The sequence below is a fragment of the Treponema primitia ZAS-2 genome, assembly GCF_000214375.1.
Classification (GTDB): domain Bacteria; phylum Spirochaetota; class Spirochaetia; order Treponematales; family Breznakiellaceae; genus Termitinema; species Termitinema primitia.
This window is the reverse complement of record NC_015578.1, coordinates 3,549,798-3,566,089: the sequence shown is the minus strand read 5'-3', so window position 1 is coordinate 3,566,089 and position 16,292 is coordinate 3,549,798. Positions and strand designations below refer to the sequence as shown.

The following is a 16,292-nucleotide window of genomic DNA, read 5'->3' as shown; positions in this document are numbered from 1 at the left end:
AGCTCCGATGGATAAGAGCCGCAAAATATTTATTGTTACACTGTCAGTATCGCTATTCATAAATCAATTTACTGCCGGGGCGCAATCCCTGTTAGCAGAAAACGGCGAAACAATCAGAATTTTTTCCTTTAATATTCAAATATTCGGCGTTTCAAAGATGAACAAACCTGAGGTGGTGGCAATACTGACTGATATTATTTCTAAAGCGGATCTGGTTGCCATCCAGGAAGTACGGTCCCAGGATATTGCGCCGGTGGTACAGTTTATGCAGTTGCTTCCGCTAAAATACGGTTATGTGCTGGGACCGAGGGAGGGCAGGACAAGTTCAAAGGAACAGTACTGGGTGATCTATGACACCACAAAGATGCGGATTGCGGGGGAAAACACCTGGGCCGATCCTGATGATATTTTTGAACGGAATCCCCTGGGTGTGTATTTTCAGACTAAGGATGCGTTTGATTTTATTTTGATAGATAACCATATTCAGCCTTCTAATGCGGTCAGTGAAATTGCCGCCCTGCCCCTGGCTGTAAAGTATTTTCAGGAGCTCTGGGACGAAAGGGATGTGGTCATAGTTGGAGATTTTAACGCAGATGGCGGCTATTTCAATGAGGGGACACTGGCAGGTATATTCCCTGAGTATGGGTATAAAATTATCATTACCAATGACTTTGACACCACCGTTGCGGAAAGTGATAATACTTACGACCGTATTATTGTTACCGCTTCTGCCTTTGAAGATTATGCGGGTAACTGCGGGGTAATCCGCTTTGATGAACTCTACGATTTTTCAGCGCTGACCATACAGCCCCGGCACGTGAGCGATCATTTTCCGGTCTGGGCTGAATTTTTTCTTGGCACAGATACGGATTAGTATTACTGTTTTTCAGGATTAGTCAAATAGGTTTAACTGCGGGTTCTTTTCCCTTCTGGGACAGCTTGGCTTCAGTTCCGGGATCAGCGCTTCCAGGCTGCTAAGAAATCTGCTGGGCGGCTGGGTAAGTTTTCTGCCCCTGAATATCCGCGATGCGGCCCAGGACAGGTGGAGGCCGTACCGGGCCCGGGTCATGGCAACGTATAGGAGCCGCTTTTCTTCATCGATATTTTCGTTGTTGCTTTCGCCAAAGAGGGTGAAGGGAAGTATGCCCTCCTCAAGGCCGGTCACAAAGACATGGTCAAACTCTAGGCCTTTGGAAGCGTGGATGGTCATGAGGGCTACTTCCTCGGTGGACCACTTGAGGTCTTCCAGGTTTTCACCCATGAGCCGGTAGGGGATGCCGTGGTTTTGCAGGGCCTCTTCAAAAGGAGCCGCCAGAGCTGCGGCCCTGATCAGGATGGCGCATTGCCCCAGGCTGGTGAGGCCATTTTCGCCGCTTTCCCCTGAGTCTTCCGCAGCGCTGCTGTTGGCTATGCCGCTATCGATGGCGAAGAAGCCGGTTCCCCCGATGAGGGCGCTAATACGTCGGGCTATGCCTTCGGCCTCGGCCCGGTCGGTGGGGCAGGGAGTGCGGTACAGGGTTACTGCGCGGGGAACTTGCCGACTAAAGTCGGCGTTGCAAGTGGCGCGGGGAACTTGCCGACTAAAGTCGGCGTTGCAAGTAGCGCTATCGGCGCCTCTGAGCTCGGCTCCGGTAAGGGCATTCGCTGCCTGGATGATAGGATCGGCACAGCGAAAACTTTTTGTTAAGCGGTAGATTGCCGCACCGGGATAATCGCTCAGGAAACGGTCCATGTATTTGTTGGAGGCACCCCGGAATCCGTAAATTGCCTGGTTTGGGTCCCCGATGACCCAGAGTTCTTTCCGGCCCAGGAGCCGGAGAAGGGCGTACTGGGCAAAGTTGATGTCCTGGTACTCATCGGCGAAGATGTGGGTAAAACGGTCCCGGTGTTTTTTAAGCAGCTCCGGCCTGGCGACAAGGAGGCGGACGGTCCCGGCTAGGAGATCGTCGAAGTCCAGGGCGTTCCGGAGTTTCAGGGCATCCCGGTATTCTCTATAGAGCAGGTCCGGGCCGTCTTTCAGGGGCGGGATCGCCGTTTCCCGCAATGCCCCATCCAGCAGTATTTCTGTTGGCGGGCTAAGGCGCGGGATGGTTTCGCCGGGCAGGAGGAGGAAGCGTTTCCGTTCTTCGATATATGAACCGAGTTTTTCCGGAGAGACCGCCGGTTTTTTCCCTGTTGTGATATCCCGCAGTAATGCTGTTTTACCTTCTTCGTCCAATATGCCAAAGTCTTCCCTGATACCGGCCGCTGCCGCTTCAGCCTTGAGGATAGACCTGCCCAGGGAATGGAAGGTTCCTACGGTCAGACCGTCGGCCCCTTTTCCGGTGGTCCGGACTATGCGGTCCCGCAGTTCTTCTGCGGCCTTGACGGTGAAACTCAGGGCCAAGATTCGCGGCTCTTCTGTGCCGGGATTGTGTTCCATGAGCCTGGTGATGCGCCGGGCTAGGACGGAGGTCTTCCCGGTTCCCGGGCCGGCTATTATCAGGGCGGGGCCGCCGCTGTGATGGATGGCTCGCTCTTGGTCCTGGTCCGGGGTAAAGGCCGGCGGGGCGGGGCTTAGGGTAAGCGACGCTGGTTTTGCTGCCGGCCTGGGTCCGGTAGATGAGGCGGGACTTAGGGCATCTGGCGTCTGGTTTGCCATTTTGGTTTTGGCCGGCGCCCAGGGCTCTGTCTGCTTTACGCTGTTTTCCCTTGGCCTCTCGCCGCTCTTCGCCCCGTTGTCCGCCGACAAAGACGTGGTCTCTGATGGCAGCATTGCTGTTTCCTGATTTCCATCGCCCTTCGCGCTGTTGTCCGCCGTCAGAGCCGCAGTCCCTGATGGCAGCAATGCTGTTACTGGAAACATGGTCCCTGATGGCAGCGTTTCTGTTGCCGATGATTTTCCCTCATCTCCGAACAGATCCGGCCCGGTATATCCCGGGACTTTTCCCGGCGGGAAAGCCCGGATGACCCCGTACAGGCCATCGTAGCCTGGGGTAATAAAAACTTCGCCCCGGCGCATATGGTCGATGGCGGCGGCCAGGAGTTCTCCGCTGATTCCGGGACAGTTCAGTTTTTCAAGCTCCCCTATGCTTTTGTCCATGAGGATGGAAAATTCGCCGCCGCCCTTTTCAATGAGCGGACCGTAGGCCCGGCTTACCTTTTTTGAGGCGGCTCCAACGCTGAGGAGTTCCCCCAGGATTTCTACCAGGGGTATCAGGGAACGGTAGGGGCGGCGGTTGGTTCCCTGGGAATCAGCCGGGCAGGGGGCAGTTTCGCTGACCGGGCGGTCCGCCAGCTCCCGGACCCGGCTCAGGACCCCGGGGGTGAGGGCCTTGCCGCAGACCGGGCAGAGGCCCTTAGCGGCGGCGGCGGATTCGCTGTCCAGGGAGACGTCGCAGACCCGGTGACCATCGTAATGGTACTTTCCCTCTTGAGGAAAGAATTCTACCGTTTCCAGAATACCGGTTCCGGAGGCGCCGGAAAGGGCCGCTGCCAGGCCGGGGTAGGAAGGTTCCATGGACAGGACCGTGGCTTCCCGGCCCAGCTTGTCCGGGGAATGGGCATCGGAATTGGAAATGATGGCGAAACGGTCCAGGGAACTGAGGGCCCAGTTCATGGGAGGGTTGGAGGAAAGTCCGGTTTCTATGGCGTGAATATGGGGGGCCAAATCCCGGTAACATTCATCAATGGAATCAAAGCCCGAGCGGCCTAGGGCGGAAAACCAGGGGGTCCAGATATGGGCGGGGATGAGCATGGACCGCCGGTCCGATTCCAGGAGCATTTCCAGCAGGTCCCGGGAATCTAGGCCCAGGATGGGTCTGCCGTCGGAACGGATATTGCCGGCCTTTTCCAGCCGACCCTGAAAAGCCGCGGCGGCTTCAAAGTCCGGGAGCACTACCAGGTGGTGGACCTTCCGGGTTTTTCCGTCCCGGCTATAGATGGTGCTGATTTCCCCGGTCAGGACAAAGCGGACCCGGCCAGAGTCGGCCATATCACCCGGCGGTGATCCCGGATTTGGGAGCCCCGCTTCCGGCCCCGTCACCCGGTCAAAATCCCGGCGCAGATCCTCTTTCAGCGCATAAAACCCTTCCCCTACTTCGACCAGGGATTCCCGGAGATCCGACAGCCACTGGGGATGGGTGCAGTCCCCGGTACCTGCCAGGCCTATGCCCTTGATCCGGGCCCAGCGGTCCAGGATTGCCGGGGAATTCCGCCTGCTGGTGGCCCGGGAATAGGGGGAATGGATGTGGAGGTCCGCGATGATGCGCATGGGGCAAGTATAGGAGGACAAAAATAAGCGCACAAGCCCAAAAAAAGGGCTGCCGGAAATATCTCCGGCAGCCCCGATTTTTTGCTAAGCCAGGCTGTTACTAATTGTTGTAGAGCACCCGTGAAGCACTGTTAATGGTTATGTCACCACTGCCATTACCATTATAAGCGCTCAGCGTATTTGTACCAGACGCATTTGTACCAGACGCATTTGTACCAGACGCATTTGTACCAGGGGCGAATGGGCTCGCAGTAGTTGAACCTTTATAATACGATGCTCCTAATCCGGCATAATTGGATGCGGTACCTACCCCAAAGACCCAGTCATAAGTGTAGCCATTAGAAACTGGCAGGAATCCACCCAGTCCACTCAGCCTGGCGCCGTTGTCGAAGGCCAATGTCCCATGATAGCCATAACTACTGCCTCTTCCCAGAACAATGGAACCGCTGCCCAATGTGAGGTTGGCGTATTGCGACAAGGTGAGCTTACTACCCTGGGTGCCACTATCAATTCCCGGCAGAGTGATTGTACTCTTGCCGGCGTCAAGAAGGATGTACAGGGGGTCGTGATCAGAAAGATAGGCGCCCTTTTTATTGAAGTGAATCCTACCGGACGAATAACCATCCACCGGTTCAAAGGTGTAGTACCCTGTTCCCCCTGATGCGTTAAGTGATAGAGATCCTACGGTGAGCAAAGTACCACCCTTCACGGCTATTCTGTTAAACTCAAAGGTCACATCACCACCGGAAGCAGGGAAAAGAGCGGTACCGCTGGTGTTGGTATTCGTAAGCACGTAGTTTCCGCCGCCGAGTATGACTTCGCCGCCTGCTCCGATGGTGATGTTATATCCATTTTTCACATCAAAAGCGGGGCCGGTGGGTTGTGTTGTAATGAGCCTACCGTTAACTATAAGATTCCCACCAAAGTTGGTTACTACGGCCGATAAATAAGCTGTATTATCTTTCTCTACGGTTAATCCGCCGACAAAGGTGGTTTTCTGGTTGCCTGCATCTGTAACATTGGTGTGGATAAAGGTCGATCTGGCAAGGGTTGTGAAGTATGTTGTGGTAGCCACAAGCGGGGTATCGGTATACAACTTGGCGCCGGAATCCACATAGATGCCGGACACTAATTGACGGGGAGTACCGGACTGTGTAGTAATATACTCCACATCACCGGAGGTAGCAGCAGTACCTGAAGTACCATTATGATTATATACAATATCGTCTATATCACCAATGGCAATTTCCGCGGTACCTCTAATGTTGAGAGTAGCATTCTGATAAACTGTTATGGAACTGCTTTCTACATAGCCCTGAACGTTAAGAGCTCCAGCGCTACCGTTACCGCTGTAAAGAACCGTAACCGGGCCAAAAACAGCGCCTTTGACCAGTGTTTCAGGGTGGCTTGCGTCAACGCCACTTTGCCCGATGGTAACAGATGCGCCCGGCTCTACTTTTAGCCCCCCATGCACCACGCCGCTTATGGTACCGGTGGATCCGTACACATCCACTAAACCGCCCACGAAGCCGTTGGTGAAGCCATAGTCGTATTCTGAGTTGGAATAAAAGGAAGCTTCGCTCACCGTAAAGTTTCCTGCAGCAGTAACGTTATGGCCCACATGTCCAAATATATTCACATAGTTTGCACTATTCGGTTCACCATGATAAGTATTTATATTACGGCCTACAGATCCATTCGCCGCTACGGTAACATACCCGTTGGCGTCAATATCATTGCCTACGTATCCGGTTACGGTCACATAGCTATTCGTAGAGGTGACATTATTGAGTACAGATCCTACCACTTCCACATATTGATCGGCGGTGACATTATGGCCTACACGCCCGGTTATTATCACAAACCTGCCCGTGGAAGTAACATCCCGCTCCACGGATCCCTCCACGTCTACGGTCACAAATCCATCGGCTATGACATCACCATATACAGAAGCAAATTGGTTCGCTATCGTTACATTCCTTTTAGCCTGGACGGTATAGTAAGTTCCGGTGCTCCCCCCCACATGTCCCATGTCTCCCACAATCACGTCCCGGTCAGCATCGATGTTGCCATTTACCACTGCATCGCCACCGATACCTATGGCAATATCACCCCACTCAGGGTCAAGAATGTAGGTGCCGGTAGTAATATTGCCATCTACAAAGCCGTATACCGTTACTGCGCGGTTGGCGAAAATATTGCCCTTAACATAGCCATTGCCGGGGGCGGAACTAAGCCAGTAACCGCTGCCAGGAGCGCTCACGAACACATCACCCCCCGCAGTTATACCATCCGCGCCAACGTATACCGTACCGTCTACGTTCACGTTGCCCTTGGCATCCAGATAGGTGGTATAGATCGCATCGGCTTTCACAATACCGTAGGGAGCAGGGACCAGTTGGCCGTTGCCCCGGGCGATATTCAAGTCCCCTGAAATGTTGATAGTTTTTACCGCAATACTTCCAAGCACTTCAATAGTGCCGGTACCGGTAATGGCAGCATCGGTGTCATTTGCAATATACCCGCCCCGGTTAACGTGCAGTACACCGTTCAGCGCGCTGGTGCCGCTGAGTTTCAAGGTTGCGCCATTTAAAACCACCAGGGTACCGTCATCCTCCGCTTCGAGATCAATTCCCACACGGCTGGCGCCGGACTTGACTTTCGAGGCTACGTCGAACCGGGTTATGGTGCTTCCCGGTGCGGCATAGAGGGTTTTTCCCGGCGGTATCGTAACGGGCCCTGAACCGACATAGTACACTGCGTCGAATTTGTTAAACGCTTCCGCAAGGGCACGGTCTGACCCACTGGTCCCGTCAGTAGGATCCTCAATGATAGGAATATCGTCGCTGGGAATCAGGTCCACATAATAGTGACCGGAACTGGTGTCGGTATTATTGATAACAATGAACGACGGAATAACGGTATCCGAAGATTCCGGGCTGTCGCAGCCCATGAACATCAGGAATACTGCCAATGTACTGACCATGGCTCTCGCCAAAAAACTTTTTCTCATAGGGTTCTCCTTTAATTTGGGTGTTGGCCTTTCTGTTGGTGCGGCCCCCTACGAGGAGGCAATTGAGCGTTTTGGGCCTTAATTCTCTCTATTATAACGAATGCATAGGTGTATGTAAACAGCGCGGTATCCATCGGATAACCCGGGGCGGGCGCTCCCTTTTTACGGGATGATGGTGGACTCTATGGGGGAGGGGGCGCCTTGTTCGCTGGCGCCGGATTGCCATTGGCAGGAGGCGGAGAGCCACTTTCCCCGCTGGGAGCCGGCCATGGTGAAGCTGTGGGTGGGCCGAAGCCCGGACACAGGCAGGCAAGGCCCGGACATGGCGGCTTTCCCTTACCCAAGCCCTGACCCTGCCGGCCCTTGGCCATGAACGCATTGCCTTTCAGCCCATAATGTCCCATACTTTCAAAAAAAGAATCGTAGGAGGGACTATGGCTGACGTTTTTTCTCCCAAGGAACGGCTGATACGGACCCTTGAAAAAAAGGAAACCGAGCGGCCGCCGGTTATTTGTCCGGGCGGGATGATGAATTCCGCTATTGTGGAAGTGATGAACGTCACCGGCCATACCTTGCCGGCGGCGCATCATGACTGGAACCTGATGAGCGCCCTTGCTGAGGATGTCCACCGGCTTACGGGGTTTGAAAATATCGGCGCCCCCTTTTGCTTGACCGTGGAAGCGGAGGCCCTAGGTAGCGAGATTAACTACGGGACCCTTGGGTGTGAGCCGAAAATTGCGAAGGAAGCCTTTCCTTCGGTGGAGGCGGTTCAGTTCCTACCCCCGGGGACCATGGAAAAAAACAAGCGGGTAGGAACCGTGGTGCAGTCCATTGCGGAGCTTTCCAAAAAAAATCCCGATATCCCCGTGATCGGCAGCCTCACCGGGCCCTTGAGCGCCGCAGCTTCCCTGGTTGATCCCATGACCTTCCTCAAGCAGTTGCGTAAGAACCCTGCGGACGCCCATCGGCTGGTAGCATATGTGTGCGCCCACTTGATCGAATATGCGGGACTGATGGTTGAAAACGGGGTAAGCATCATAACCATTGCGGACCCTACGGCTACAGGGGAGATTCTGGGGCCCCGGTTTTTCAAAGAGTACGCCCTGTTTTACCTGAACACCCTTGCTGACGCTATCCGCGCCCTGGGGGTCCCGGTGATTATCCATATCTGCGGGGATCTGGGGGCGGTGAAACCTTATCTGGGGGAACTCCGGGGGGATGCCCTGAGCGTGGACGCCATGGTGAACCTTTCGGCGTTGAAACAGGAAAATTCAGGGCTCATTGCCATGGGTAATATTAGTACCTACCTCCTGGAATCCGGCGCAGAAGAAGTGATTGCCAAATCGACCCGATATCTGGTGGAACAGGGCATTGATATTATCGCCCCAGCCTGCGGGCTCAGCACGTCTACTCCCCTGGGCAATATTCAGGCCCTGACGCGGGCAGTGACGGAAGGGAAATAAATGCCTTCGCTTAGTTTTGTTGTTGAGGAGGGGGGTACGGGTATGCCGACGCCATTTGAAGCGCAATTACGGGAGGCCGGGGTGTACGAATACGGCGAAGTTTCCCCTGGGGACATAGAATTTACCCAGGAGGTGCGGGAGCTTTGCAAGGCGAACAAGTGCGGGCTCTACGGGAAAACCTGGGCTTGTCCCCCCGCAGTTGGGACCGTAGAGGAATGCCGCCTGCGCTGCCTTTGCTATAAAACAATGCTGGTATTTTCCGGCAAGTACGATATTGCCCGGCCCTTTGATTATAAGGCTATGCACAGCGGGATGGTCGATTTCAGGCGGGTGGCCCGGAATGTGGGGGCCGCGGCCCGGGATCACTGGTCAGATTTTCTGCTCCTGGCCAACGAGGGCTGCGATACCTGCGAAGTTTGTACCTACCCGGATAGTCCTTGCCGGTTTCCCGAAAAGTTCCACGCCGCCCTGGAGGGCTACGGGATCTACGTATTCAAACTTGCCCGCCAGGCGGGGCTACGTTATGACAATGGGGATTTGACTATTACTTTTTTTGGCGCCCTGCTGCATAATTAGGGGCTGGGGATAAAGGGCATGAGGAGGGCGGATATGTCGAAAGAAACGGAGCTATACGCGGAGCTTTCGGATGCGGTCTTTAATATGGAAGATGATGAGGCGGAGAAGCTTGCCGTCGAAGTAGTCCAATCGGGGTACGACGCGTACCAGGCGATTGAACAGGGGCTTGCCAAGGGCATGGACCGGGCAGGAAAACTGTTTGAGCAGGGCGACTATTTTGTTCCCGAACTGGTTCTCTGTTCGGACGCCATGTACCGGGGACTGGAGGTACTCAAGCCCCATATCAGGACGGATTCCGTGGCGGTCAAGCCCAAGGTGGTCATCGGGGTTATCGAAGGGGACACCCACGACATTGGCAAAAACCTGGTGAAGATCATGATGGAGGCCGGAAGTTTTGACATTATCGACCTGGGCCGGGATGTGCCGCCCCTGGAATTTGTGGAGGCCGCCAAGCGGGAGCGGGCGGCATTGATCTGCATCTCCACCCTGATGACCACCACCATGGAGGGTATGGAGAAGGTGATCCATATTTTGAACGAACAGGGCTTGCGGGATCAGTTCAAGGTTGTTGTCGGAGGCGGTCCGGTATCGGCCTCTTATGCGCGGAAAATAGGCGCCGATGGCTACGCTTCCAATGCGGCGGAAGCGGTGGGGTTCAACAAAAAACTGCTGGGCATTGGCCAGGCCCCGGAGGCGGCGGGGCTCACAGAAACAGTGATTCTGCCATGAGCATGAGTCCCAGGGAAGTTATACAGGCGGCGGTCAATTTCCGGGAACCTGACAGGATTCCTTTTTTTATTTCCGCCCATGGCATTATCCGCAGGCAGCGGGGCATGGTGATGGAACAGTTTTACCAGCGGCCCCCGGAGGAGCAGGCCGGGTTTGCGGTGGACATAATCCGTCAGTATGGCGGCGATATTGTGCTGGCCGGGCTGAGCGGCACCCTGTCGGTGAAAGCCCTGGGGGGCAAGGTCAAGTTCCGGGCAAAAGGTTCCACAGATGTGCTGGAGCCCCTGATTACGGATATTGCGGAGCTTGACAAGATAAACCTGGACCGGGTTAAAGATGACTTCCATTACCAGCGTTCCCTTGAGGTGTCCAGGCGCATAGTAGCCCTGATGGGGGATGAGTACCTGGTCTCTACCCTTTTCTGGGGCCCCTTTACCCTGGCGGGGCTGCTCATCGGCGTAGAACAACTGATGCGGAAGTGTCTCCGGGACAAGGAGGCGGTACGGGCGCTGCTTGATTTTTGCGTTGAGCTTATCAAGGTTTGTAATGAGGAAACCATCGGCCTGGGTATGGGCATGGGGGGGCTTGCGGAGCCTACCGCCTCGGGGGATATGATTTCCCGAAAGGTCTTTGAGGAATTTGCCCTGCCCTATTTGAAAAAAGTGTACGACTGGTACCGCGCAAAGAAGCTGATCACTACTCTGCACATCTGCGGGGATATCACCAACCGGCTTGACCTGATTCCCGAAACCGGGACCCACGTTCTGTCCCTGGACTACAAGGTGAGCATGAAAACTGCGGCGGAAACGCTGGGTGACAAGCTTGTTATCGCCGGTAATGCGGACCCTGTGGGGATCATCATGGAGGGTGACGAAGAAATGGTACGGAAGGCGTACCTCGAAATTTTTGAGCAGGTCCAAGGGGTTCCCTATGCGCTCATGGGGGGGTGCAGCATCCCCGGCGCTACGCCGCTGGCCAACTATGAGGTCATGCGGGACCTGGCCTACAACACGGTCCCCCATTATCGCCATTGAAATGCTGATACTGGAGAATTGAAACTTGTTCATACCCCGCAAATAGGGTATAGTCGTTTGTATTGATGAAAACAAAAACTAAACGGCAATATTTTTGCCAGGGGCTTTTCCGGTGCATCCTGTTTTTCTTCCTTGCACTGTCTGCTCAGGGCCTTTTTCCCACGGGCCTTTTCGCCCAGACTGCTGCGGCGGCTCCGGAACCCGCTTCTCCCCAGGGGGATGCGTGGATCATCACCATCCGGGGCGATATCGCCCCTTCCATGGTTAGCTTTGTCCGCAGGGAAACCAAGCGGGCATTGGACCAGGGGGCGGCCTTTCTCATTTTTGAGATCGACACCCTGGGGGGGCGGGTGGATTCGGCCTTGCAGATCAGCTCGGTTATCATGTCCGTAAAAGAAGCCCGCACTGTGGCCTGGGTGAGCGCCAGTTCCAAGTCCATGGGCATAAGCTGGTCCGCGGGCGCCTTGATCGCCCTTTCCTGTTCCAGTATTTACATGGCCCCGGGAACATCCGTGGGGGCGGCAGCCCCGGTAACCGTGGTGCCCGGGGGCGAGGCCCAGGGCGCGGGGGAAAAGTCCGTGGCGGCGGTGCGTTCCCAGATGGCCGCCCTGGCTGAGCGGAACGGGTATCCCGTGGGCATAGCCCTGGCAATGGTGGACTACGATGTGGAGCTTTGGGAAGTGACGGTGAACGGCAGCCCCCGGGCGCTGACCCTGACGGAATTACAGCGGCTTGAGCGGGAGGGGGTTAAGCTCACCAGGGTTGCCGTCATTTCCCCCCCGGGGAAACTCCTCTCCCTGACCAGCGGCGACGCCCTTCGCTACGGGCTGCTGGCTGGGATCGTCGATACCCAGGAAGCCCTGCTGGAAAGCCTGGGCGCCCATGCGGTGCTTGAGGAAAGCGAGCCGGGCATGATCGATACGATCCTTTCCCTGCTCGGTGCCGCCCCGGTCCAGGCCATTCTGATCATCCTGGGCCTGGTGATGATCTTTCTGGAGATAAATACTCCGGGCTTCGGCATTCCCGGCCTGGTAGCAATACTCTGCTTTGCCGCAGTCTTCGGCGCCGGCGCCTTGCAGGGCCAGGTGGGTTCCCTAGAGCTGATCCTCTTTCTGGCGGGGCTGGGGCTCCTGGCGGCGGAGATATTCATCATCCCCGGTTTCGGCATCGTGGGCATTTCGGGCTTTGTCTGTATCGGTCTGTCCCTGATCCTGTCCATGCAGGATTTTATCATTCCCCACAGCGACCTGGAATGGGATGTGTTGGGCCGGAACGCCCTGGTGGTCTGCATCGGCATTATCGCCGCAGTCGCCGGGATAGCCCTGATCGCCCTTTTGGGCCCTCGGCTCCGCATTTTCGATGGCCTGACCCTGCACACCCGTATTACCGGGACTGCGGGAGGGCCGGTTCAGGATGATGAGCCCCCGCCGTCGGAGAACAGAAAGCGGTCCCGGCGGAGGATAGCCGAACCGGTTCTGCCGGAAGCCGGGGACCAGGGCTACGCATCCCTGACCGGCAAAACCGGCAAAGCCGTCTCCACTCTCAGGCCCTCGGGGAAGGCGGAAATCGAGGGCCGGGCGTATGCGGTGGAAACCGAGGGGGTCTATATTGAATCCGGCGAGCCCATCAGGGTTATCCGGGTTCTGGGGAACAGGGTTGTTGTGGAAAAATCAAACCCCCAAGAGGGACAGGGCTGATGGTTATCAGGCTGTAAACAGTGTTACTGTTAAAAAATTTGTGTAAGTGAGGATGGGATGAATATGGGTATTAATATAGGTGTTATTATTGTTTTGGTGATCCTGGGGCTCTTTGTCCTGGGCTTTCTCATGCTGTTTTTTCGGTTTTTCAGTCTCTGGTTCCGGGCTCTTCTTTCCGGGGCCTATGTGGGGCTGGGAAAACTGATAGGTATGTGGCTGCGGCATGTAAATTCCGGAATTATCGTGGATACCCGGATCATGCTTTCCAAGGCGGGGATCGAGGTGGATTCGGATATGCTGGAAACCCACTTTCTGGCCCGGGGGGATGTGGTAAAAGTGGGCCGCGCCCTGGTGGCGGCTAACAAGGCCAATATACCTCTGCCCTTCCAGCGGGCCGCTGCCATCGATCTGGCGGGCCGGGATGTGCTGGAGGCGGTGCGTACCAGCGTTAACCCCAAGGTTATCGACTGCCCGGATACGACCAAGGGGAAGCATACCATTGATGCGGTGGCCAAGGACGGCATCCAACTCCAGGTTAAGGCCCGGGTAACAGTCCGGGCGAACATCGAACGCCTGGTCGGTGGCGCCACGGAGGAAACCATTATCGCCCGGGTAGGGGAGGGTATCGTTACCACTATCGGCTCTTCGGAATCCTACAAAACGGTGCTGGAAAACCCGGATACCATTTCCAAGCGGGTTCTGGAAAAAGGCCTGGATGCGGGAACCGCCTTTGAAATTCTTTCCATTGATATAGCCGACATTGATGTGGGTGAAAACGTGGGGGCCAAGCTCCAGGCGGACCAGGCCGAGGCAGACAAGCGCCGCTTCCAGGCAGAGGCTGAAAAACGCCGGGCCATTGCCCAGGCCAATGAACAGGAAATGATCGCCCTGGTCCAGGAAAATCGGGCCAAGGTGGTCCTGGCGGAAGCTGAAATACCCCTGGCCATTGCGGAGGCCTTTAGGAAGGGCAACCTGGGTATTATGGACTACTACCGGCTCAAGAACATCCAGGCCGACACGGATATGCGCTCTTCCATAGGCTCCGTTCCCAGCGAGAAATAGATGGACGCCCTTTTTGATTTGTTGGGGTCTTTTTTCCCCTTTATCATTGTGGCCGTCATCGCAGTGACCCGCATATACGCCTTGGTTCAGAAGGCAAAGCGGGGCAGCCGCCAAGCTCCCCAGGACCGTAGCGGATCGGCCCGGCAGAGCGAGACAGGGTTCCTCGCGCCAAGCTACTTGCAACACCGACTTCAGTCGGCGAGTTCCCCGCGCAGCGCCGTTACCCTGGAGCAGGGGGGGCTTGTGGCAAAATCAGCGGCGGCGCTTAAGAAAGACCAGAAGGGCGAGGAAGAATTTTCCGCCTGGAGCCTGTCGGTTGATGATGAGCCCCCGCTACCCGTGCAGAAACCAGTTTCGAATCCGAAGCCGGTCCCGGTTTTCCAAAAAAGTTTCTCTCAGCCGGCCCCCGGGCCATTTTTTCAGAAAATGCCCGAGGTGGAGGCTGGGTCCCAGGCTTCTCTTACGGCGGCCATACCCGGGGCCGTAGAACTTTCAGCGCCTGGGAAACGGATCAAGTCCCTGACGCCCCTGCAACAGGGTATGGTGTGGGCGGAAATCCTGGGACCCCCTAAGGCGCTGTAAGATGCAGCCTATCGATCACTTTTTTTCAAAGATTATAGCCTTGGAATATTCCGGCGGGGGCGCCGAAGGCCGGAACCGGCTTCGCCAGGACTTTTCCCGGCTGGTCGCCCCGGTACTGGGGGCATCTGGGGCGGAGGATCTCTGGGTCCGCACTTTGGAGCTTATTGCCGGGCAAGGGCCTGAGGCTCTGAGAAAACTGGGTTCCATGGCCGCTTTTTTTATTGGGGACTACGATGAGGAAACCATGGCCCTGGACAAAGAGGATTGGCAGGAAATACGAGAAACCCTGGAGGATGTTTCGGGGGAAATAAACATCGACACCCTGACTGAGCTAATGGGGGATTTATTGTCCCGAGGGGTTCTGGATTAGAAACCTGTAAAAAAAGCGCCGGGGTTACCCTCAGCGCTTTTTTCAAAAGCTCGACCCGGTTAAAACGAGGCTTGGGATGCGAATATCTCAGATGTTCTGTATCGTTTACCAGTTATTGCCGTAACCGCCGCCGCCGCCGGAACCACGATCCCGTCGGGGCTTGTCCATTGCCTCGTTAACCCGAAGCTGGCGGCCCTCAAATTCACGGCCGTTGGTGCCCGCAATTGCCGCGCTCGCCTCTTCCTCAGCGCCCATTTCGATGAAGCCGAACCCTTTGGAATTACCGGTTTCACGATCGAAGATGATCTTGGCGGATGCCACGTTTCCAAATTCTGAGAACAGATTCCGGAGGCCGTCTTCGGTGGTGTGTAAGAGAGGTTACCAACATACAGTTTCTTAGCCATTGAGAAAATTCCTTCACCCGGATTAAACCAGGGATCAGCCATGCTTCCAAGCCCAGCCAATCCCGGATTCAAGCGTCCAGGCACGCTTGTATTCACGCCCCATTAAACGGGACGACTCCAATCTTCTTTGCAGAAGATAAAGGGATGCAAATATAGTTCACAGGGATTTGAATAAGAAAAGGGGCGAGAAGAAACTTAATAACCGTTCCCTTAGAAACCGGCAGACTGTTACCAGGACCGCCATACTGCAAAACACTCAAAGAAATAATTCCTACTAAATTTAGGTTACTGCGGTTTTGTCAAATCGTCAAGATAAAATTTAAAATTTTGTTGTTATTTTTGGTAAAAATGTAAAATTAGGCGAATTTTTTGTAACCTTTTCACAACCATCGAAAAATGAACCTGTATTTACCGGTAATTTGGTTAAAAATCTTGACAGCATTAAATTTTATCTATTGACATTTTTTGTTGTATACTTTATACTACTTGCAAGAGTTGGAAACTCCCAGACATTATTATTCTCTTTTCTAAATACTCCTGGAAAATCTGCTATTTTTGATACTGTTCTTCAGTTTAATACAAAATATCCGGATTCCCTGCTTTTACAACCTTGAAAGGAAAATCCTGAATGTCCATTCCCAGCTTGTATCTACGCTTATCCTGGATAAGTGGACTAAAAAAGACCCGGCAGGGCCGGGCAAAGGAAGCCAAATGGCTAAAAAATTATATGTAGGTAATCTTTCCTACAATACCTATGAAGACAACCTCAGGACACTCTTCTCTCAGTACGGTACCGTGGAATCGGTCAAAATTATCACCGACCGGGATACGGGCAATTCCAAGGGCTTCGGCTTTGTGGAAATGAGTACCGAGGAAGAGGCCCAGGCCGCCATCCGGGGTACCAATAGCACGGATCTTGATGGCCGGTCCATCAAGGTCAACGAAGCTATGGACAAACCCCGCCGGGAAAACCGCTGGTAAACTCCTTTAACCGCCCCAGAATTATGGGACCTCACGGTCTTTAGGTTTTGTGGCGGTAAAGTTAAAATCCAACCTATTATAAAATACACCATAGTTCCCCTGTATTTGCAGGGGAATATTTGGCTTAAG

13 protein-coding genes and 1 pseudogene are annotated in these 16,292 nt (G+C 54.8%); 10 read left to right on the top strand and 4 right to left on the bottom strand.

Annotated elements, in window-relative coordinates; translation table 11 throughout:
- Positions 1–7 precede the first annotated feature (7 nt).
- The gene (locus TREPR_RS15465; protein ID WP_015709289.1) at positions 8–874 is read left to right on the top strand and encodes an endonuclease/exonuclease/phosphatase family protein; all 867 of its coding nucleotides are present in this window, start codon (positions 8–10) and stop codon (positions 872–874) included.
- Positions 875–892: 18 nt separating this feature from the next.
- Here the strand turns inward: TREPR_RS15465 and TREPR_RS19050 are convergent, their stop codons facing one another.
- From TREPR_RS19050 to TREPR_RS18690, 3 genes are all read right to left on the bottom strand, one after another.
- On the bottom strand, positions 893–4,273 hold the full coding sequence (locus TREPR_RS19050; RefSeq protein WP_245534753.1) for a UvrD-helicase domain-containing protein: 3,381 nt from the start codon (positions 4,271–4,273) through the stop codon (positions 893–895).
- A gap of 79 nt (positions 4,274–4,352) precedes the next feature.
- Positions 4,353–7,265, bottom strand: a complete 2,913-nt coding sequence (locus tag TREPR_RS15455) for a beta strand repeat-containing protein (RefSeq protein WP_148257343.1) — start codon at positions 7,263–7,265, stop codon at positions 4,353–4,355.
- Positions 7,266–7,427: 162 nt separating this feature from the next.
- On the bottom strand, positions 7,428–7,589 hold the full coding sequence (locus tag TREPR_RS18690) for a hypothetical protein (RefSeq protein WP_015709285.1): 162 nt from the start codon (positions 7,587–7,589) through the stop codon (positions 7,428–7,430).
- 110 nt (positions 7,590–7,699) lie between these two features.
- Here TREPR_RS18690 and TREPR_RS15450 point away from each other — a divergent pair, with 110 nt between their 5' ends.
- From TREPR_RS15450 to TREPR_RS15415, 8 genes are all read left to right on the top strand, one after another.
- Positions 7,700–8,728, top strand: coding sequence for a methylcobamide--CoM methyltransferase (locus TREPR_RS15450; protein ID WP_015709284.1), 1,029 nt, complete (start codon positions 7,700–7,702; stop codon positions 8,726–8,728).
- Positions 8,729–8,770: 42 nt separating this feature from the next.
- Entirely contained in the window at positions 8,771–9,304 is a 534-nt protein-coding gene (locus TREPR_RS15445) for a DUF2284 domain-containing protein (RefSeq protein ID WP_041611743.1), read from the top strand.
- Positions 9,305–9,337: 33 nt separating this feature from the next.
- A complete protein-coding gene (locus TREPR_RS15440; protein WP_015709282.1) occupies positions 9,338–10,033 on the top strand; it encodes a corrinoid protein in 696 nt (231 codons plus the stop codon).
- A 2-nt stretch (positions 10,034–10,035) separates the two neighbouring features.
- A complete protein-coding gene (locus tag TREPR_RS15435; RefSeq protein WP_201765745.1) occupies positions 10,036–11,067 on the top strand; it encodes a uroporphyrinogen decarboxylase family protein in 1,032 nt (343 codons plus the stop codon).
- 65 nt (positions 11,068–11,132) lie between these two features.
- Positions 11,133–12,764, top strand: a complete 1,632-nt coding sequence (locus TREPR_RS15430) for an NfeD family protein (RefSeq protein ID WP_015709280.1) — start codon at positions 11,133–11,135, stop codon at positions 12,762–12,764.
- Positions 12,765–12,827: 63 nt separating this feature from the next.
- Positions 12,828–13,826: a flotillin-like protein FloA gene (gene floA / locus TREPR_RS15425; RefSeq protein WP_015709279.1), complete on the top strand. Its 999-nt coding sequence runs from the start codon at positions 12,828–12,830 to the stop codon at positions 13,824–13,826.
- The gene (locus tag TREPR_RS15420; RefSeq protein ID WP_015709278.1) at positions 13,827–14,408 is read left to right on the top strand and encodes a hypothetical protein; all 582 of its coding nucleotides are present in this window, start codon (positions 13,827–13,829) and stop codon (positions 14,406–14,408) included.
- A 1-nt stretch (position 14,409) separates the two neighbouring features.
- Complete coding sequence (locus TREPR_RS15415) at positions 14,410–14,778, top strand: hypothetical protein (protein WP_015709277.1); 369 nt, start codon at positions 14,410–14,412, stop codon at positions 14,776–14,778.
- A 105-nt stretch (positions 14,779–14,883) separates the two neighbouring features.
- Here TREPR_RS15415 and TREPR_RS15410 read toward each other — a convergent pair.
- Positions 14,884–15,182: pseudogene (locus tag TREPR_RS15410) on the bottom strand (RNA recognition motif domain-containing protein).
- Positions 15,183–15,893: 711 nt separating this feature from the next.
- Between TREPR_RS15410 and TREPR_RS15405 the strand changes: the two are divergent.
- Positions 15,894–16,163 carry an RNA recognition motif domain-containing protein gene (locus tag TREPR_RS15405; protein WP_015709275.1) on the top strand — a complete coding sequence of 90 codons (270 nt, stop codon included), beginning with the start codon at positions 15,894–15,896 and terminating at the stop codon, positions 16,161–16,163.
- The last annotated feature ends 129 nt before the right edge of the window (positions 16,164–16,292 follow it).